At 70.1% G+C, this 18,080-nt stretch carries 15 protein-coding genes; 7 read left to right on the plus strand and 8 right to left on the minus strand.

The annotated features are described in order from the left end of the window. Positions 1-44 precede the first annotated feature (44 nt). Both ACIBO2_RS10835 and ACIBO2_RS10840 read left to right on the plus strand, forming a co-directional pair. Complete coding sequence (locus tag ACIBO2_RS10835) at positions 45-2,648, plus strand: AAA family ATPase (protein ID WP_358544275.1); 2,604 nt, start codon at positions 45-47, stop codon at positions 2,646-2,648. 169 nt (positions 2,649-2,817) lie between these two features. Continuing rightward, a complete protein-coding gene (locus tag ACIBO2_RS10840; RefSeq protein ID WP_358544276.1) occupies positions 2,818-3,531 on the plus strand; it encodes a hypothetical protein in 714 nt (237 codons plus the stop codon). Between the two features lie 2 nt (positions 3,532-3,533). Here the strand turns inward: ACIBO2_RS10840 and ACIBO2_RS10845 are convergent, their stop codons facing one another. The 4 genes from ACIBO2_RS10845 to ACIBO2_RS10860 all read right to left on the minus strand — a co-directional run bounded on the left by ACIBO2_RS10845 (position 3,534) and on the right by ACIBO2_RS10860 (position 8,063). After that, a complete protein-coding gene (locus ACIBO2_RS10845; RefSeq protein WP_358544278.1) occupies positions 3,534-4,277 on the minus strand; it encodes a class I SAM-dependent methyltransferase in 744 nt (247 codons plus the stop codon). Between the two features lie 160 nt (positions 4,278-4,437). Beyond that, positions 4,438-4,611, minus strand: a complete 174-nt coding sequence (locus tag ACIBO2_RS10850; RefSeq protein WP_358544279.1) for a hypothetical protein — start codon at positions 4,609-4,611, stop codon at positions 4,438-4,440. A 235-nt stretch (positions 4,612-4,846) separates the two neighbouring features. Then, on the minus strand, positions 4,847-5,332 hold the full coding sequence (locus ACIBO2_RS10855) for a GNAT family N-acetyltransferase (protein WP_358544280.1): 486 nt from the start codon (positions 5,330-5,332) through the stop codon (positions 4,847-4,849). Positions 5,333-5,396: 64 nt separating this feature from the next. Next, positions 5,397-8,063: a protein kinase gene (locus ACIBO2_RS10860; RefSeq protein WP_397296504.1), complete on the minus strand. Its 2,667-nt coding sequence runs from the start codon at positions 8,061-8,063 to the stop codon at positions 5,397-5,399. Positions 8,064-8,350: 287 nt separating this feature from the next. On the opposite strand from ACIBO2_RS10860, the gene ACIBO2_RS10865 reads away from it, so the two are divergent. The 3 genes from ACIBO2_RS10865 to ACIBO2_RS10875 all read left to right on the plus strand — a co-directional run bounded on the left by ACIBO2_RS10865 (position 8,351) and on the right by ACIBO2_RS10875 (position 10,255). Continuing rightward, positions 8,351-8,737, plus strand: a complete 387-nt coding sequence (locus ACIBO2_RS10865; RefSeq protein ID WP_397296506.1) for a DUF4440 domain-containing protein — start codon at positions 8,351-8,353, stop codon at positions 8,735-8,737. 163 nt (positions 8,738-8,900) lie between these two features. Next, entirely contained in the window at positions 8,901-9,482 is a 582-nt protein-coding gene (locus ACIBO2_RS10870; protein ID WP_397296508.1) for a hypothetical protein, read from the plus strand. A gap of 14 nt (positions 9,483-9,496) precedes the next feature. Then, a complete protein-coding gene (locus ACIBO2_RS10875) occupies positions 9,497-10,255 on the plus strand; it encodes an SDR family NAD(P)-dependent oxidoreductase (RefSeq protein WP_358544286.1) in 759 nt (252 codons plus the stop codon). A gap of 4 nt (positions 10,256-10,259) precedes the next feature. Here the strand turns inward: ACIBO2_RS10875 and ACIBO2_RS10880 are convergent, their stop codons facing one another. Genes ACIBO2_RS10880 through ACIBO2_RS10895 form a run of 4 tightly spaced genes read right to left on the minus strand, consistent with a single transcriptional unit; the run spans position 10,260 to position 15,075 of the window. Further along, complete coding sequence (locus tag ACIBO2_RS10880; protein WP_397296511.1) at positions 10,260-10,652, minus strand: Zn-ribbon domain-containing OB-fold protein; 393 nt, start codon at positions 10,650-10,652, stop codon at positions 10,260-10,262. A gap of 10 nt (positions 10,653-10,662) precedes the next feature. Further along, on the minus strand, positions 10,663-11,826 hold the full coding sequence (locus tag ACIBO2_RS10885) for a thiolase family protein (RefSeq protein ID WP_397296513.1): 1,164 nt from the start codon (positions 11,824-11,826) through the stop codon (positions 10,663-10,665). After that, on the minus strand, positions 11,823-12,611 hold the full coding sequence (locus tag ACIBO2_RS10890) for a crotonase/enoyl-CoA hydratase family protein (RefSeq protein WP_397296515.1): 789 nt from the start codon (positions 12,609-12,611) through the stop codon (positions 11,823-11,825). Before ACIBO2_RS10890 ends, ACIBO2_RS10885 begins: the two co-directional genes overlap by 4 nt. Next, the gene (locus tag ACIBO2_RS10895) at positions 12,604-15,075 is read right to left on the minus strand and encodes a CaiB/BaiF CoA transferase family protein (RefSeq protein ID WP_397296517.1); all 2,472 of its coding nucleotides are present in this window, start codon (positions 15,073-15,075) and stop codon (positions 12,604-12,606) included. Before ACIBO2_RS10895 ends, ACIBO2_RS10890 begins: the two co-directional genes overlap by 8 nt. A 355-nt stretch (positions 15,076-15,430) precedes the next feature. Between ACIBO2_RS10895 and ACIBO2_RS10900 the strand changes: the two genes are divergently transcribed. Both ACIBO2_RS10900 and ACIBO2_RS10905 read left to right on the plus strand, forming a co-directional pair. Beyond that, positions 15,431-16,348, plus strand: a complete 918-nt coding sequence (locus ACIBO2_RS10900; protein ID WP_397296519.1) for a LysR family transcriptional regulator — start codon at positions 15,431-15,433, stop codon at positions 16,346-16,348. 276 nt (positions 16,349-16,624) lie between these two features. Then, positions 16,625-18,031: an MFS transporter gene (locus tag ACIBO2_RS10905; protein ID WP_358544294.1), complete on the plus strand. Its 1,407-nt coding sequence runs from the start codon at positions 16,625-16,627 to the stop codon at positions 18,029-18,031. Positions 18,032-18,080 lie beyond the last annotated feature (49 nt).

Below are 18,080 nucleotides of genomic sequence, written 5' to 3' on the forward strand. Positions count from 1 at the left end.
CGATCGGCCTTACGGTTTCCGTGGATTTATCGGATACTGCGGGCATGCGGTTGCTGGAGCGGGAGCCGTCGCTGGCGGCGCTGGCTGAGTACGCGGCCGAGGCCAGGAAGGGTGCCGGGCGGCTGGTTCTGGTCTCGGGTGAGGCGGGCGTCGGGAAGTCGGCGCTGGTGGAGCGCTTCCAGGAAGAGCTGCCGGAGGCCCGTTGGTCGTGGGGGATGTGCGACGGGCTGTTCACTCCGCGTCCGCTCGGGCCGCTCTTCGACGTGGCGGACCAGCGTCGTGGCGCGCTGCTGGAGCTGTGTCGCGCGGGGGCCGGGCGTGAGGAGCTGTTCCGCGGGCTGCTGCATGAGGTCAGTGAGCCCGGGACGCTGAACGTGGTCGCGGTCGAGGACGTCCACTGGGCCGACGAGGCCACCCTGGACATGCTGCGGTTCCTCAGCCGGCGGCTGTGGAGCGCTCCGGTGCTGGTCATCGCCACCTACCGGGACGAGGGCCTGGCAGCGGATGATCTGTTCCGGGTCGCCCTGGGCGATCTGGCTTCGCAGCGGTCGACGCGGCGGATCGCGCTGGCGCCGCTGTCCGCCGGCGCGGTGGAGTTGCTGGCCCGTGGGAGTGGGTGGGAGGCGGCCGCGCTGCACCGGCTGACCGGCGGGAACCCGTTCTACGTGACCGAGGTCGTACAGGCCGGGGTGACAGAGGTACCGCCGTCGGCGCGGGACGCGGTGCTGGCGCGGGCGACGCGCCTGGACGGCGGGGCCCGTCAGGTGCTGGACGTGGCGGCGCTGACCGGGACCAGGGTCGAGTCGCGATTACTGGAGTCGGTGACCGGCTGCCCGCCGTCCGCCCTGGACGAGTTGCTCGGGTGCGGGCTGGTGATCGAGGACGGCCCGTGGCTGAGGTTCCGTCATGAGATCGCGCGGCTGGCGGTGGCGGGGGCGGTCTCCGCGCATCGCGGCCGGGCCATTCACGGCCTCGTCCTGACCGCGCTGGCCGACCTGGGGTGCGACGACGAGGCTCGGATGGCCTTCCACGCCGAGGCGGCCGGCGATGCCGAAGCGGTCCTGCGGCACGCGCCCGCCGCCGCTCGCCGTGCGGCGTGGCTGGCCTCGCACCGTGAGGCGGCGGCGCAGTTCCGGCGGGCCCTGCGGTTCGCGGACGGGGCGGACGCCTCGACTGTCGCCCGGCTGTACGAGGGGCTGGCCGATGAGGCGGCGCTGCTCGATCAGTGGGAGGACGCGGCCGATGCCTGCGAGCACGCGCTGGCGCAGTGGCGCGAGGCGGGTGATCGGCTGCGGGAGGGCGACGCGCTGCGGCGGCTGTCACGCACTCTGTGGAACCTTGTCCGCGCGGATCAGGCGGTCGCCGCCGTCGAAGCCGCCGTATCGGTTCTGGAACCACTCGGGCCGAGCGTCGAGCTGGCCTGGGCGTACGCCATCTTCGCCAACCGGCGCATGCTGCAGGCCCAGCACGACGCGGCGATCGACCTGGCACGGCGGGCGAAGACGATCGCCGAGCGTCTGGGTGCCACCGACGTGCTCAGCGATGCGCTCAACACCATGGCGGCGTCGGCCGCGGCCAAGGGCGAGGACTGGGTGGGGGGCATGCGCCGGGCGTTGGACCTCGGTCTGTCCGGGCATCACCAAGATCAGGCGGGCCGGGCGTTCGCGAACTTCTGCGCCACCTACGTGGGCGAGCGGCAGTTCGCCGAAGCCGAGCCGTTGCTGGTCGAGGGCCTCGCCTATTGCGATGAGCGGGATCTCACCACGTACGCGATGCACCTGCGCAGCGAGCAGGCCACCATGATGGAGCGGACGGGACGCTGGGACGAGGCGGTGACGCTCTGCGCCAAGATCCTCGCTGTCACGCCGCTCTCCTCGTGCAGCCGGTTGTGCATCGTGCGCAAGCTCGGGGCGATCCACGCCCGCCGTGGCGAGCCCGGGGTCTGGGCGTACCTCGACGAGGCGGCCGAGATCGCCGACCGTACCCGCGAGCCGCAGCAGATCGTGCCCGTCCGGCTCACCCGCGCCGAGGCGTACTGGCTGGAGGGGAAGGCGGACCACGCCCGCCGCGAGGCCGAACTGGCCGCGGACGCCTCCGAAGGGTGCGACGCCTGGGATCTCGGCGCGGTCGCCGTCTGGCTGCGGCGGACCGGCTCTCGCCGCCGGGCGCATGGCGCGCACGCCGAGCCGTACCGGCTGGAGCTCGGCGGTGACGTGACGAAGGCCGCGCATGCCTGGACCGAGCTGCGCTGCCCGTACGACGCCGCGCTGGCCCTGGCACACGCCCCACGGGAGCCGGAGCTCCGTCAGGCCCTGGAGATCCTCACCGGCCTCGGCGCCTTCCCCGCCACCCGCATCGTCAGACGCAAGCTCCGCGAACTCGGCGCCCGGTCCCTCCCCGCTGGTCCGCGTGCGGCGACCCGAGGGCATCCGTTCGGGCTGACCCGGCGCGAACACGAGGTGCTCGCCCTGCTCTGCGCCCGATGCACCAACGCCGAGATCGCCGCGAAGTTATTCATCTCCGCCAAGACCGTCGGTCACCACGTCTCGTCCATCCTCGCCAAACTGGGCGCCCCGAGCCGCACCGCCGCCGCCGACCAGGCCATCAGGCTCGGCCTGGCCGAGTGGGAACCCAGGACGGAAAGTTAGGCATCGCCCGCCGCAATATAGGGATCGGCCACCGATCCCCACCGCCGCCCCGTCCCCGTACGGTCGAGCCACTCACCACGGCACGGGGATTCATTACGGCGATAAAGGGGGCGGCATGGCGCGGCGTACCAGCCCGTCTGTCATAGACATGCGGCCGATTGTCATGGACATGGACTTGCGGCCGATCACCGGCGACGGTCGCGCCGACCTGCTCATGGAGCTGCTGCGGCGCATCATCGACCTGTTCCAGCCCACGGACTCGCGCGCCGAGCGGTGCCTGCTGGAACTGGGCACCCTGCTGGCCCGGCCGATCGAAGATGCCGGCCGGTCGGCCGTGTCCTGCCAGCGCTGGGGACGGCAATGGCGGATCGAGCTGGCCGGCCGGACCGCGTACGTCGAGCACAGCGTGGGGATGAACCACCTGGCGCTCCTGCTGGCCAACCCGTACCAGGAGATCTCCGCCCTCGAACTGGCCGCCGGCTCCATCCTCCCCGGCCGGTCGACGGGCCGGGACGGCGAAAGCGCCCAGCCGGTGCTCGACGACCTGGCCAAACGCCGCTACATGCAGCGGCTGTCACACCTGCGGGCCGAGATCGACGAGCTCGAGTCGATGAACGACTCGGAACGGGTCGCCGCGGTACGCGCCGAGCGCGACTGGCTGCTCGACGAGCTGGCCGCGGCCACCGGCCTCGGCGAGCGGACCCGTCACTTCACCGGCAGCGCCGAGCGCGCCAGGGTCGCGGTGGGCAAGGCCATCAGGCGTACGCTGAGCCGCATCGCGGAGGCCGATCCGGTTATCGGGGATGAACTGCGCACCACCGTACAAACGGGTATGCGCTGCTGCTACCAGCCCAGTTGGCCACGGGCCTACCAGGACAGGTGAAGCTAGTGGTCCGGGGGGATGCGGTAGACGGACACGTGGGAACGCGACTCGGCGGTGAAGTCGGCTCCGGTCCAGTCGGCATGCCTGGTCTCCAACTCGAACCCGGCCAGCTGCGCCATGAGGTCGAGCTCGGTCGGCCAGATGTAGCGGTGCGGGCTACGGTACAGCTGAGCCTGCCTGCTCTCGTCGAACCTGAAATGGTGGGAGACGACGTGCTGCCGCAGAATGTCGTAGGTGTCCAGGCCGATGTAGCCGGGCTCGCAGTGGTAGACCGTGGCCTGCTGACCTGGTGGCAGCTTGCGCAGCTCGGGCACCCAGAGCTCGATCACGAACCGGCCGCCCGGTGTGAGGTGGCGGGCGGCATTGCGGAAGCACGCGACCTGCTCGGCCTGGGTGAGCAGGTTCGAGATCGTGTTGAAGACGAGGTAGACGAGCGCGTACTTTCCCGGAGCGACGGCGGTCGCCATGTCGCCAACGATCACCGGGACCGTCGCGTCATCCACCTTCGTCCGCAGTTGGGCGACCATCGGAGTCGACAGCTCGATGCCGGTTACAGGCACCCCTCGCTCGGCAAGCGGCACGGCCACGCGGCCGGTTCCGATGGCGAACTCCAGCGCCCGTCCGTCGCCCGCAAGCTCGGCGAGGCGGTCCACGGTCGGGCCCAAGACCTCGGGCGCGAACATGCCGGTGCCCGGCGTGTCATAGCGCTCGGCGGTCTCGAGATCCCAGATCTCTTCCTGTCGCATGCCTGCCAACGATGGTCATGGGTGTCCGCGTTGTCCAACGATTTTGCGGGTCATCCGGTGGCGTCAGCGGAGTGACGCGTGTCATGTCTCAGCGGTCGGCGGTGCTGGGGTGACGAGAAGGGGCCCAACCTGGCGAAGGGCTGGGTCCCTTCCTTCGCGTCTATAGGTGGTGCTTGAAACAGCCGAGCAGCCCCCACAGAACGGCGCCGCCGGCGGCGAGACCGGTCAGGAGTGCGGCGGGCCACGTGGAGCCGTCCGCGAGCATGAGAGCGGTCGAGATGCTGGTGGAGGCGACTATCGCGAGCGCTATAAGCAGCGCACGTTGCAAGTCCATACGAACCAACTCCTATCCAACGAAGAACCCCATCCGAAGCAGGCTCCATGCGCGCCATGCGCAGGGGACGCCGTCCGGGGTGGATCCAGTAGGAGAAGGCCCTCTACCTGGCACGATACGGGGCCTTGCCGTACGAGCCCACGTTTTCGCGCAGTTTTGACATTGGCGTGTCCCAACGGAAACGCGCCCTGTCGACGCTGAACACCGACATGCTCCCGATCAGGCCAAGCTGTGATCACGACATGTGACGGGACCGAAGCGAGGACATCCGGTACGAGCGGTCAGGCACCCTGCGGACCATGAACACGTCCACCGGATCCTCGGTCTCCAGGGTGAACCCGTGCCGCTCGTACAGCCGCCGGGCAGGACTTCCCTGCAACACGTTCAACCGGACAGGGACACCGTCACGGTCGCACCGATCCAGCAGCTCGCGCAGGACGCCCGAACCGATGCCGGAACCCTGTAGGTGCGGGGCCAGGAAGAAGTGCTCCAGCCAGCGGGCGTCCTCGGCCTCCCGTAGCGCCACGCAGCCGGCGAACTCGCCGCCGACCTCGATCACCCAGGTGTGCGACGGGTCGTAGGCGTCTCTCATTCGCTGCCGTACTCGCTGCTCGTCGTACCGGCCGAGCCGCTCCAGGTCGGCCCGCATCACCACGGCGCGTAGCTCGACCATCGCCTCGATGTCCGCCGCCAAAGCCCGCCGAATACCCCAATCCACCATGATGTGGCACTTTACGGCACACGTGCGGCCCCTCGTAGCCAGGGATCCGGCGCGTTCTGCGGTGCTATGTGGCGCGCTTGGCGTTTGGGGGGGCCGCCGAGCCCATGGCCTGCTTGATGATCGATACGGCGAGGGCGTTGAGTGCCGCGTACCGCAGGGAGTCGTCGGTGATCTCCTGGGCGAGCTGTTCAGCGCGATGGGCGTCGGTCGCCGCGAACGCCGCTGCCGCGATGTACCGCAGATGATCCCGGCCGGGACCGCGGGACTCCCGCAGGAGCTGCTCGACGACATGTGGGTTCGGTACGGCGGTCTCGGTGATCGACAGGTACTTGGTCGATCCTGCGGCCAGGGCGACCTCCAGCAGGTGGCGCAGGATGGGGCGGGTTCGTTCGGGCCTGGAGTCGGCCCACGCTGTCGCCACGGTCATCAGGGTCCTGGCGACGCGCTCCAGATCTCTTTTGTCGAGCCGTGTCTTACCGGGCTGTTGTGCTCGGGTCTCTGCGAGGTCGATGAGGCGTATGGCCAGCTCCGGGTCGACGGCGACGACATCTCGGGCAATCGTTGTCAGCCGCTCCGCGTTCAGGTCCGTGGCGTCGGCGTGGGTCGTGATGTACTCGACGGCCTGCTGCGCGGTTTCGGGGGCGACGGTGACCCCGGCCGCCGCGATCGTTCCCATCACGGGGAGAACCCATTTCGCCTCGGCTTCGAGGGCGGTCTGGTACGCGGTGTTGAGCCACCACCGTGCCTGCAGAGGATTGGCCTCGGCGATCTCGCCGGCCATATCGGCGAATGCCTCACTCCGATGTTGGGCATCAGTGATCAGCGAGGCGATGGTTTCGGCCCGCGACGGGTCACACCAGGCCGCGCCGATGGTGATGTATTTCAGATGCCACGGACCGTAGTACCTCTTGTTGGCGCCGGGCTTGGGCCGGGCTCCCCAGCGGGCCCACCAGGGGTCGGGCTTCACCGGGGCCGGTTTCTGGGCCGCGAGTTTCGCGAAACTCTGTTCGGCCGCGTCGAGCAGAGGCCGATGATCCTGCCGGGCGGAGGCCGCCGCCTTGATGCTGTCGCCCCAGGCAGATGAGCGGATGTGGGCGTCCCTGATCTTGCTGATGGTCTGTTCCGCCCGGGCGGGATCGACCTCCGCGACCTCCACAGCGGTCACCTTGAGCGCGAAGTTTCGCTCGTCGCCCTGGCCCGTGACGTCGAGCGCGGCCGCTTCAGCTAGATCGATCAGCTGCTCGGCGTATCGCCGATCGGCGGCATAACCGATCTTGGCGATCTCCGCGAGCCTTTGGGGCAGGACGAACGCGTAGTCGGCGTTGGGTGGGATCATGCGGGCCGCGTCTACTGCCTGGGCCATCAGCCTGGTGGCGCGATCAGGGGCGTCGACGGCCATCTTGGCGGCCAGGGCCGCCAGCGCCTTGGCTCGCAACTCGGGATCGTCGAAGTCCACGACCCGCCGCTCAACGTCGTCGAGCAACGCGAGCGCCCGCTGAGGATCCACCGCGATGAGCTGTTCGACCAAGTACTCGAACTGTTCGTATCCCACGGCGTTCGAGACATCGTCGAGGAGCTGAGTGATGAGTTGTTCGGCGTGACCGATCGACTGCTGGGCGCGGTTGGATTCGGGCAGTTTCTCGGCGAGGGCTAGCAGAGCCGCTGCCCGACATACCTCCGACGGGATGCGCCGCAGATACTGCTCCGCGTGGTCGGGATCAGCCTCGACGATCGCGAGGGCGACTCCGCACAGCGCCTCTTCTTGCTCGTCGGGATCGGCGATGGAACAGGCGATCCGTAGGGCGTGGTCGATCGCCGGCTGTTGCTTCGGATCGGCGGCCCGCACAGGGATGGAGGCGACCCGCTCAGGGATCGAAGGGTCGCCAGAAGGTTCGGAGAGGTCCTCTTCGAGCTGGGTGATCAGCGCGGTGACCGTGGGCGGGAGCCATTGCGTGGTGCTTTCGGCCGATGCGGCGAGCCGGTCGAGGAGATCGGCGGGACTGGGCCGGTGCTCAGGAGTCTTGGCCAGGCAGGCGCCCACCAGGTCGACCAGGTCCTTCGGCAGGCCGGTCAGGTCGGGGTCGTCATGGCGGATGCGGTACATGACCGCGTCGCTCTGGCCGGTACCGAACGGGCCGCAACCGGTGGCGGCGAACACCAGCACCGCCCCCAGCGAGAACACATCGCTGGCCGGGCCCACCTCGCCGCCTCGGCTCTGTTCGGGCGACATGAACGCCGGAGTGCCGATCACGGCCCCCGTGACGGTGTGGGAGGCGGCCTCCAAAGCGCGGGCGATGCCGAAGTCGATGACCCGGGGACCGTCGGCGGCCAGGATCACGTTGCCGGGTTTGAGGTCGCGGTGCGCCAGTATCTTTTCGTGGATCGCGATCAGGCCCTCGGCCAGGCCCGCCCCCAGCACACCGATCGCCGCGGACGGCAGCTGTCCGTGCGTGGCGACGGCCTGGTGCAGGGTCGGGCCGGGGATGTAGGCGGTGGCCATCCACGGCGGATCGGCGTTAGTGTCCGCGTCCACCACGTGAGCGGTGTAGATCCCGCCGACCTCCCGGGCCATGCTCACTTCGTACTCGAACCGGCGCCGGAACTCCGCGTCGCCGGCCAGCTCCGACCGCACCACCTTCACCGCGACCGGCCAGCCGCCCCGGGTACGGCCCAAGTACACCTGCCCCATGCCGCCGCCGCCCAGCCGGCCCCTCAGCCGAATTAACCCCACTTGGCGTGGATCATCGGCCCATAGCGGCTCCATATGCCACCCTTTCCGCTGAACAACCCGGCACGCAGACAAACACACTCTTTCAAGAAACGGGCTGTCCGGGGCACTTGGTTCCATGCACACGACTGATCAGCGGCTCGCGATGTCACCGGGCGGGCCCCGAGAAGACATGACGCGGGCCAATTTTCGGCCATCACCAGGAAGGTAGTCCAGGGCATTAACCGGACAATTCGGGAGGGCATTTTGTCCGGTGACCATTCCGGTTCTCCCGCTTATGCTCGGCTCCCATGGAGAACATGGAGACAACGGAGAAAGAGACGGTTCTCGGCCTTCAGCGGCAGTTCGACGCGGCGGAGCTGGCCGCCGACGCCGGACGCCTGCGCGCGTTACTGGCCGACGACTTCCAGTCGATCGGGCCCAAGGGGTACGTGCTCGACAAGGAGCAGTGGATCGGTCGCCACGCCCAATTCCAGTACCACGCCCTGGACACCAGCCAGATCGACATCCGAATGTATGGCGACGCCGCGATCGTGCGCAATGTGCAGAGCAACCAGGCGACCTCTCATGGGCGGGCGGTGGCGCTTCGGGTGCGGGTGTCCCAGACGTGGGTCAGGCAGGAAGGCTCGTGGCGGCTGGCGGGCATCCAGTTCAGCCCGATGGCAGACGACGCGTAGCCCATCCCCATCTCCGGACATGCTGCCCGATGCCCGGTAAATGTCCGGGCCCAATGTCCGGTAAATGTCCGGTTGCTGTCCTGGCCCCGATGATCCGCCGGGATAGAGGATGACGAGAAGAGGATGAACGCAACTGCGCGACCCCCCGAGGCGGTAAACGACGATGACGACACAGACGACCCCTCCACTCGGCCAGGCGCTGCGGCACTGGCCGGTTCTGGTCGGGGTCGGAACCGCCGTGCTCATGATCCTGGACATGGCCACGGGCCTCGAACTGGCCAAGGTGCTGGCCGCCTCGGCGGTGGTGTACCTGGGTGCGGCCGCGTTCGGGAAACCCGCCTCGACCTGGCCCGTGTTCTTCCTGACCTTCGCCGTCATCCTGGCCGCGGAGCTCATCGATGACGACTTCGAGGCGACCTGGGCGGTGCTGGGTCTTGGCGTCCTGCTGGGCGGTTACGGTCTGCTGCGCGGCTACGGTCCCCTGCGCGGTACGCGGCCTGAGCCCGCTGGGCTGCCGTTACAGCTGATCGCCATGCTGGGTTTCGGCGCCGCGGCCACGATCGCGCTGTTCGTCAACCCGACGGTCGGCAGCTACCTGGTGGCGCTGGGCCTGCTCGGCCACGCCGCATGGGACGTCTACCACTACCGGGCGAACCGAGTGGTGACCCGGTCGCTCGCCGAGTTCTGTCTCGTGCTCGACACCGCCCTGGCCGTGGCGATCATCGTCCTGACGGCGACGGCCTGACCCCCGGAGGAACGATGAGCCTTCTCAAGGACCGGGTCGCCCTGGTCACGGGCAGCTCCCGAGGGATCGGGGCGGCCATCGCGACCACGTTCGCGCAGGCCGGGGCCCGAGTCGTGCTGCACGGCCGCGACGAGGCCGCGCTCGCCGCGGTCCAGGCGCGCGTCGACGACCTCGGCGGTGAGGCCATCAGCGTGACCGGAGACGTCACTGTCGCCGCCGACCTCAACCGGATCCGCGGGCAGATCCTCGACCGGTACGGCCACGTCGACGTGCTGGTCGTCAACGCCGGCAGCACGGCCAGCCGCCCCACGCCCATCGAGGACATCACGGAGGAGAGCTGGCGGGCCGACATCGATCGGAACCTGACCGGTACCTTCCTGACCGTCAAGTGTTTCCTGCCCGGCATGAAGGAGCGCCGGACCGGCAACATCATCACCCTGTCCTCGGCGGCCGGGCGTAAGCCGAGCGAACGGACGATCGTCGCGTACGCCGCGGCGAAGGCCGGTGTGCAGCTCTTCACCCAGGATCTGGCCGCCCAGGTGGGTCCGTTCGGCATCCGGGCCAACTGCCTCGCCCCGGAGACGATCCTCACCGACACGAATCAGCAGTGGATACCGGCCGACGTCCAGCGCTCGCTGGCCGAGTCACACCCGCTGCGGCGGCTCGGCACGTCCGAAGACGTCGCACGGGCCGCGCTCTTCCTCGCCTCCGACGACTCGAGCTGGATCACCGGCGTCATCGTCGACATCGCCGGCGGCGCGGTATTGGTGTGACTCCTCAGCCCGACCCTGCGGCCGGGCGGAAGACGGGGACCGCTTCGCCGCCCTCGGGGTACTCGAAGGCGACGCGGACCGGCAGGCCCGCGTACACCTCCTCGGGCGCGGCATCGGTGATCTGGAGCTGCAGCCACGGCTCCTCCTCCAGCTCGACGATCGCGACCACGGTCGGCGGCGCGCCCTTCGTGTGCACCACCGACCAGCTCACGACCGATCCCGTCCCGGAAGCGGCTGTCCAGGACAGCTCAGGTGAGCCGCACCTCGGGCACGTACGCGCCTGCGGAGCGGAGAAGCCGCCGCACTGAGCGCAGTGCCGGATCAACAGTTCGCCGCGCGCGGTGCCGTCGAAGAACTCGGCGGTGGCCGCGTCACGGTGGACGATTCCCACGGGCATCGGCATGCTCCTATCGCGCGTGCGGGCTGAGGATGAGGGTGGAGTGGTGGTCGAGTACGCCGCCGTTGCCGCTGACCAGCACCATGTCGTTGCGCGGGGCCTGACGGTCGCCGCCCTGGCCGCGAGCCTGGATGACGGCCTCCGACAGCGGGGTCATCCCCCACATGTAATAGGAGGAGAGCTGGCCGCCGCCGGTATTGACGGCCAGCGTCCCCTCCGGTCCCAGTACGCCGCTGGCGACGAAAGGGCCGCCCTCGCCCTTGGCGCAGAAGCCGTAGTCCTCCAGGGAGATGAGCGCGGTGTAGGTGTAGCAGTCGTACAGCTCGGCGATGTCGATGTCGTCGATCGACACCCCGGCCATCTTCAGCGCCGTCGGCCCCGACAGGGCGGCCCCGCTGACCAGGCCGAACTCGCTGTCCCTGCCCATGACGTACCCGGGGTGCGCCTGTCCCCAGCCGCGGATGTGCACGGCGGGCTGGGCGATGTCGGCGGCCCGGTCGGCGGAGGTGACGATGACCGCGACGCCGCCGTTGCTGACCAGGCAGCAGTCGAGGAGGTGGAACGGCTCGGCGATCCACCGGGAGCTCTGGTGGTCTTCGAGGGTGATCGGGGTACGCATCTGGGCCAGGGGGTTCCTGGCCGCCCAGGCGCGCTGCGCGACGGCTATGTGCCCCAGTTGCTCGCTGGTCGTGCCGTACTTCTGCATGTGCCGGCGGGCGGCGAGCGCGTACATGGTGTTGGCGCTGTAGATCCCGGAGGCGGCGGTCAGGCCCTGCCAGCCGGCCAGTCTGCGGCCGGCGCCGGCGTAGGCCGCGCCGCCCCCGGACGCCTTGTCCTTGAGCGGCGCGTCGGCGAAGACGCAGGCCACGACGTCGGCCATGCCGGAGGCGACGGCCATGGCGGCGTACTGGACCATGGCGCCGGCCGACGAGCCGTACGCCTGCACCTCCGACAGCAGGCGCAGCTCGCGCAGCCCCAGGTCCCGCTGCAGGCTCAGGCCGACGTCGGCGGTGAGGCCGGTGTTGGTCAGCAGGCCGTCCACCTGGCGCAGGTCGAGACCGGCGTCGGCGGCGGCGAGCCGTACGGCCTCGGCGGCGAACTCGGGCGCGCTCCGGCCATAGACCTTGCCCATCTCGGTGATGCCGAGACCGGCGATGACCGATGTGCGGTTCATCGTCCCTCCCAAACCGGGGCGCGCTTCTCGGCGAAGGCGCGTGGCCCCTCCTTGGCGTCCGCCGACCGCATGAGCGCGGCGCTCTCGGCGGCGGTCCGCTCCCAGGCGGCCTGCTCGGACGGGATGGTGCCATCGGATATCCCGCGCGCGATCCGCTTGCTGGCCTGCACGGACAGCGGGGCGTTCGCGCTGACCATCTCGGCCAGGGCGAACGCGGCGGTCAACAGCTCGGCCCGCGGTACGACCCGGTTGACCAGGCCGAGCCGCAGGGCCTCGGCGGCGGTGACGGGCTCACCGGTCAGCAGGATCTCCATGGCGACCTTAGTGGGCAGCTGCGCGGCCAGCCGGAACGCGCCGCCCGCGCCCGCGAGGATGCCGCGCTTGACCTCCGGCAGCCCGAACGCGGCGGCCTCGGCGGCCACCACCAGGTCGGCCCACAGGGCGATCTCGGTGCCGCCGCCGAGCGCGAACCCGTTGACGGCGGCGATGACCGGCTTGGCGATGGGATGCGTGACGCATCCGGCGAAGCCCCAGTGCGGCTTGAGCCCTTCGGTGGAGAATTCCCCGCGGGCCACCGCCTTCAGGTCGGCACCGGCGCAGAACGCCTTGTCCCCCGCCCCGGTCAGCACCACGGCCCGGACCGACGCGTCCGCGTCGGCCTCGTCCAGGGCCTCACCGACGGCGCGGGTCAGCTCCGCGTTCACGGCGTTGCGGACCTCGGGCCGGTTCAATGTGATCAACACGATGTGGTCGCGGCGCTCGACGAGCGCGGCGGGCTCACCCATGGTCTGCTCCTTCATTCGTTGCCTCTTCCAGCACGCCCGCGTCGATGAGCGCCTGGATCTCGGACTCGGCCAGGCCGAGCAGCTTGGCGGCCACCAGCCGGGTGTGCTCCCCCGCCAGCGGCGCGGGGCGCAGCTCGGGGTCGGCGACCCCGCGGAAGGTCGCCGGGGCGTTTTCGGTACGCAGGGCGTGCTCGATGTACGGATGGCGCATCTCCCGCAGGAACCCACGGGCGTTGAGCTGGGGGTCGTCCAGATACTCGATGACGCGCCGCATCATCCCGGCGGGCACCCCGGCCTCCTGCAGCCGCTCCATGGCCACTCGCGGCGGGGTGGCGGCCGTCCACTCGGTCACGGCCGCGTCCACGAGGCCGCGGTGCGCGCGGCGGCCCGCGGCGGTGGCCAGCCGCGCGTCGGCGCGCAGGTCGGCGCGGCCGATCACCTCGCACAGGCGCCGCCACTGCTCGTCGCCGTCGACGCTCACCACGCACCACTCGTCGTCGCCCGCGCACGGGTAGACCCCTTGGGGCGCGTCCCACTCGCCGTTGTTGCCGTGGGCGGTGAACGAGCCGGGTTCCAGTGATTCGCGCAGGAAGCCGGTGGACAGCTGGGTGAGGATCGTCTCGGCCTGGGCGACGCTGACCGTGCCGCCCTTCCCGGTACGCCGCCGCTCGATGAGCGCGGCGAGCACGGCGACGGCGCCGACCCGCGCGGCGATGTGGTCGGGATAGATGGTGATGCCGTCGCAGAATCCGGCCTCGACCTCGGTGTCCCGCCAGAGCCCGGTCAGCCCGGCGGAGGCGCGGACGAGCGGGCCGTAGCCCATGCGCCTGCTCCACGGCCCGGTCGGGCCCAGGGCGCTGCTGTCGGCCATGATGATCTTGGGGTTCAGCTCGCTGATGACGTCGTAGCCGAGACCCAGCGACTCCAGCGTGCCCGGCTTGAAGTTGGACAGGATGACGTCGGAGTCGGCGGCGAGCCGCTTGAAGAGGTCCAGGCCCTCGGGTGAGCGGAGGTTGATCCCGGCGCTGAGCTTGTTGCGGTGGCCCCAGGCGAAGCCGGCGCTGATGACCTCGTCGCCGAGCGACTGGCGGCTGCCGTCCGGGTAGGCCCGGCTCTCGATCTTGACGACCTCGGCGCCCTGGTCGGCGAGCAACCGACCCAGCTCCGCACCGACCACGATGACACCCAGGTCCAGCACCCGAAGCCCGTCGAGGGGCCGCCGCGGCGCGACCTCGGCCGCGTCGGAGGCGACCGGCTTATCGGAGGCCGTTTCGGTGGTGACCGGCGTACGGGGGGTGAGCGGGCTGCCGGGCGTCACCTCGGCGAAGACCTCGTCGTCGTGTTCCCCCGGCTCGGGGGCCCGGTGCCGGAACCCGGCCCGTACCCCGTTCACCTCGACATACCCGGACGGCACGCGGCCGGTCAGCCCCGGGGCGACCTCGGCGTCCAGCAGGCTGCCCCGCGCGCGGAAGTGCGGGCTGTCAAGCACTTCGCCGGGGCCGAGCAGCGCCGCGATCGGCACGCCGCGCTCCTGCCCCTGGGCCACGAGCTCGTCCCTGGTCCGGTCCCTGAACAGCTCTCCCATGAGGACGCGCAGCCGCTCAGCGGCTCCGAATCGGGCGCCCATGCTGTCGTACTTGGGGTCGGCGAACTCCTCCGGTTCCTTCAGCCAGCCGAACATCCCGCGCCACTGACGTTTGGCCAGCACGCAGATCCGGACGTATCCATCGGCGCACGGGAAGATCGGGTACAGGTCGCCCGCCTGCGGACGGCCGCGCGGCAGGCGGGTGGCCGGGACCCCGCCGGTGGCCGAGCCGCCCATGCCGAAGCCCGGGTCCAGTACCTGGGCGGTCATCTCGTACACCGAGCAGTCGACGTGGTCGCCGCGTCCGGTGTCGAGCCGGTTCAGGTACGCCAGCAGGCCCGCCCACGCCGCCTGGATGGCCGCCGACTCGTAGGCCAGCGAGCCGGGCGGCATGACCGGCCGACGGCCGGGGATGCCGGAGCGTGACAGCACCCCGCCGAGCGCCATGTGCGTCCAGTCGGTGCCGATCCAGTCCCGATACGGGCCGGTCTGCCCGAAGTCGGTGATCGAGACGACGACCAGCGCCGGGTTGCGCGCCAGCAGCGCGTCCGCGCCGAGACCGAGGCCGTCGAGGGTGCCAGGGCGTTCGGTCTCGATGAGGAAGTCCGCTCCGGCGGCCAGATCGAGCAGCCGGTCACGGCCCACGGGGTCGCGCAGATCCAGGGTGATGCCGCGCTTGTTGGCGTTGTGCGTGGCGAAGTAGAGGCTCACGCCGTCGTGGACCGGTTCGCGGTGACGGGTCGGCGCGCCGCCGGGCGGCTCGACGCGGATGACGTCGGCGCCGAGGTCGGCGAGGAAGCGGCCGCACATCTCGGCCTTGCCGTCGGCCAGGTCGATGACCCGAAGACCGGCGAGGGGAAGGCCCCTGGCTGCGGGCATGGTGAATCACCCCACGGTGTGAAGGATGCGCGAGTACGCCGGACATGACCTGTCGCGGCGGAGGGATCCCGGCCCGCGAGCGGCGGTTCGGGGCCGCGCGCCGGGATCGTCGAGCGGTTCAGGACCGCTCACCAGGATTTCGAGCGGTTCATGGCCGCTCGCCAGGATTGTTGCGAACAGGTTTCCTACAACCGTGAGGATGCCACTCGGTTTCCGGTCTGAAAACGTCCGAATCGGCAACGTGGCACGCGTCCCAATCGGCAACATGACCGCGTCAGGCCAACCCCGTGGTCACCAGCGCGAAACGGAACATGCCGGTTGACGCGCGGCGACGGCCCGCCACAGACTCCCGCTCATGGACGTACAGCAGCTGCGATGCTTTCTCGCCGTCGCCGAGGAGCTTCACTTCGGTCGCGCGGCGGATCGGCTGCATCTGACTCCGTCACCGGTCAGCCGCGCCGTCAAGGACCTTGAGCGCGAGCTGGGGGTCGAGCTGTTCGTCCGCCGCTACCACCAGGTGGAGCTCACCGCCGGCGGCGCGGTCCTGGTCGAGCGGGTACGCGGCATCCTGGAGCAGGTGGACGGCCTGAAGGAGGCGATCAGGGAGGCGTCCGGCACCAGGAGCCGGGTGGTGCGCGTGGGCGGCACGCACCTGTGCCCGCCGGCCGTGATGGACCGGTTCTTGGCGGTGACCGAGCAGGCGTTCCCCTCCTTCGCGGTGGACGCGACGGCGGCGCCGTCCGCCGAGCTCCTGCCGGCGCTGGTGCGCGGCGAGCTCGACGCGGCCCTGGTTCACCTCCCGTTGGACCGGCCCGAGCTCGACAGTCTCGTAGTGGCCCGCTACGTGTTCTCGGCGGCGATGCGGGCCGACGACCCGCTGGCCGCCGCCGGCGAGCTGACGTTGCGGGACCTCACGGACCGGATCTTGACCGTCGGCCCGCTCACGCCCCAGCCCCTGGCGATGGACCGGCTGCACCGGCGGCTGAAGAGCGCCGGTATCACCTCGCTCCACGAGATGCCGGACAACGACTCCGTCATGCTGGCCAGCCACATCCGCCGCAGCCACGGGGTCACGCTGACGCTCGACCCGCGCAACGGCGGCGCCGCCCGGGTCTTCGACGATCCGGCCTTCGTGATCGTCCCGCTCCGCGACGACCTGGAATTCCTGCTCGGCGTGGCCTGGCACCGGTCGCGAGCGGGACAGGACGACGTCGTACGGCGGCTCGTCCACGCGCTGCGACAGGAGTGGGCCGGGCAGGCGCTCACCCTTTAGGGCGTCCCCTTCGTTGCGTTTTCGCGCATGTGCACATGCGCGAAACCGCGATGGTCACCACCGCCGGGACCTGCCTACGGTTCCCAGCACCGCCTCTCCGTGAGCCCTGTCACAGCCCCCATCCCGCGGGCGCGGACCGCTCACCGCTTCATGTCCGCTCATTGCTCATGCCTCAAAGCTCATGTCTCAAAGCTCATGTCGCAATGCTCATGTCCTGGAAACCGCAGGAGAGCGCCTCCAGCTCGTGCTTCGTTGCCCCATTCCAAGGAGGCCGCCATGTCTCAGACGCCCCTCGACTCGCCCGCCCCGGAACCGCCCGTACCGACTCGCGGCGTGAACGCCCGCAGTGTGGACGCCCGCATCGACGCCATGCCGAAAGTCGGGCTCAGCCGCGCGGGCTGGCTCGCGCTCATGCTCTGCTTCTTCTTCGCCAACTACGACATCTCCGTCCTGACCATCACGCTGCCCTCCATGCGGAGCGCGTTCGGGCTGGCCGGGGCCGAGCTGGGTTACCCGATCACGTGGAACCTCGTCGGATACTGCATCGGCGCGTACGCCTTCGGGCACATCGCGGACCGGCACGGCCGGCAGAAGGGCCTGGCGCTGACCATTCTGGCGCTCGGCATCGGCGGGCTGCTCACGGCGTTCTCGTGGGACGTGTGGTCGCTGACCTTCTTCCGGTTCCTGACCGGGTGCGGGATGGGGGCGGTGCTCGCGCTGTGCTCGGCCTACATCGGCGAGCTGGCGCCCAAGAACCAGCGCGGCGGCTACCTGTCGCGCCTGTACATGGTGGGCACGGTGCTGCTGCTGGCGATCGGGTTCGCCTCGCTGCTGGTCCTGGGCGCCTCCCCCGACGGGTGGCGCTACCTGCTGGCCTTCGGTGGCCTGGTGCTCCTGGTGCTGCCGCTGGTCGGCAGGCACGCGCTGGTGGAGTCGCCGCGCTGGCTGGTGGCCACGGGCCGCGCCGACGAGGCCGACCGCATCGTCCGCGAGATGGAGACCCGTGTCGGCCTGCCCCCGGGCGGTGCCGAGGGCGCGTACGACGAGGAGCCTCTTGAGAGCGCTCCAGCCGAGGAGACGATGCCGGCCCGCGCCCTCTTCAAGGCCCCGTACCTGGGGCGCATGCTGATCGTGCTGGGTTTCTGGTTCATCTTCTACATCGCCATGTACGGCTACGCCAGCTACTTGCCACTCATCCTGGAGGGCATCGGCATCTCGACCTCCGACGCGGTCCTGGTCAGCGTGCTCACCCGGGCCATGCCGCTGGTCTCCACCGTCGCGGCCGTACTGCTGGTGGAGCGGATGGAACGCCGCACCATGGTCATCATCGGCACGCTGGTCTTCGCGGCCTCCCTGCTGCTCATCACCCTGGACATGGGCGAGGCGGTCGCCACCGTCGGTGCCCTGTTCAGCTCGTTCGGCATCGCCTTCATGGCGACCCCCGCCTACACCTACACGGCGGAGGTGTTCCCCACCCGGGCACGGGGTACGGCGTCGGCCATCGCGGACGGAGTCGGGCATCTGGGCGGCGCGGTCACCCCCTTCGTGGTGCTGCCCATCCTGACCGGCTTCGGCGCGCGGCCGGCGTCGTTCGTCCTGGTGGGGCTGCTGGTGATCGCCGCCGGCATCATCCGCCTGGGCGTCCGCACCCGCGACCGCTCACTGACCGATATCGCTGCCTGACACGGACGCCCAGACAAAAACCCGAACGCCCAAGCCGGACGCCCAGACA

The organism is Nonomuraea sp. NPDC050022 (genome assembly GCF_044460705.1).
Taxonomy (GTDB): domain Bacteria; phylum Actinomycetota; class Actinomycetes; order Streptosporangiales; family Streptosporangiaceae; genus Nonomuraea.

Coding starts and splice junctions, on each gene's coding strand:
- ACIBO2_RS10880 (WP_397296511.1), bottom strand. CDS start 10,652: ATGCCCGTGGGAATCGTCCACCGTGACGCGGCCACCGCCGAGTTCTTC.
- ACIBO2_RS10885 (WP_397296513.1), bottom strand. CDS start 11,826: ATGAACCGCACATCGGTCATCGCCGGTCTCGGCATCACCGAGATGGGC.
- ACIBO2_RS10870 (WP_397296508.1), top strand. CDS start 8,901: ATGACGACACAGACGACCCCTCCACTCGGCCAGGCGCTGCGGCACTGG.
- ACIBO2_RS10840 (WP_358544276.1), top strand. CDS start 2,818: ATGGACTTGCGGCCGATCACCGGCGACGGTCGCGCCGACCTGCTCATG.
- ACIBO2_RS10850 (WP_358544279.1), bottom strand. CDS start 4,611: ATGGACTTGCAACGTGCGCTGCTTATAGCGCTCGCGATAGTCGCCTCC.
- ACIBO2_RS10865 (WP_397296506.1), top strand. CDS start 8,351: ATGGAGAACATGGAGACAACGGAGAAAGAGACGGTTCTCGGCCTTCAG.
- ACIBO2_RS10895 (WP_397296517.1), bottom strand. CDS start 15,075: ATGCCCGCAGCCAGGGGCCTTCCCCTCGCCGGTCTTCGGGTCATCGAC.
- ACIBO2_RS10835 (WP_358544275.1), top strand. CDS start 45: ATGCGGTTGCTGGAGCGGGAGCCGTCGCTGGCGGCGCTGGCTGAGTAC.
- ACIBO2_RS10900 (WP_397296519.1), top strand. CDS start 15,431: ATGGACGTACAGCAGCTGCGATGCTTTCTCGCCGTCGCCGAGGAGCTT.
- ACIBO2_RS10855 (WP_358544280.1), bottom strand. CDS start 5,332: ATGGTGGATTGGGGTATTCGGCGGGCTTTGGCGGCGGACATCGAGGCG.
- ACIBO2_RS10845 (WP_358544278.1), bottom strand. CDS start 4,277: ATGCGACAGGAAGAGATCTGGGATCTCGAGACCGCCGAGCGCTATGAC.
- ACIBO2_RS10905 (WP_358544294.1), top strand. CDS start 16,625: ATGTCTCAGACGCCCCTCGACTCGCCCGCCCCGGAACCGCCCGTACCG.
- ACIBO2_RS10890 (WP_397296515.1), bottom strand. CDS start 12,611: ATGGGTGAGCCCGCCGCGCTCGTCGAGCGCCGCGACCACATCGTGTTG.
- ACIBO2_RS10875 (WP_358544286.1), top strand. CDS start 9,497: ATGAGCCTTCTCAAGGACCGGGTCGCCCTGGTCACGGGCAGCTCCCGA.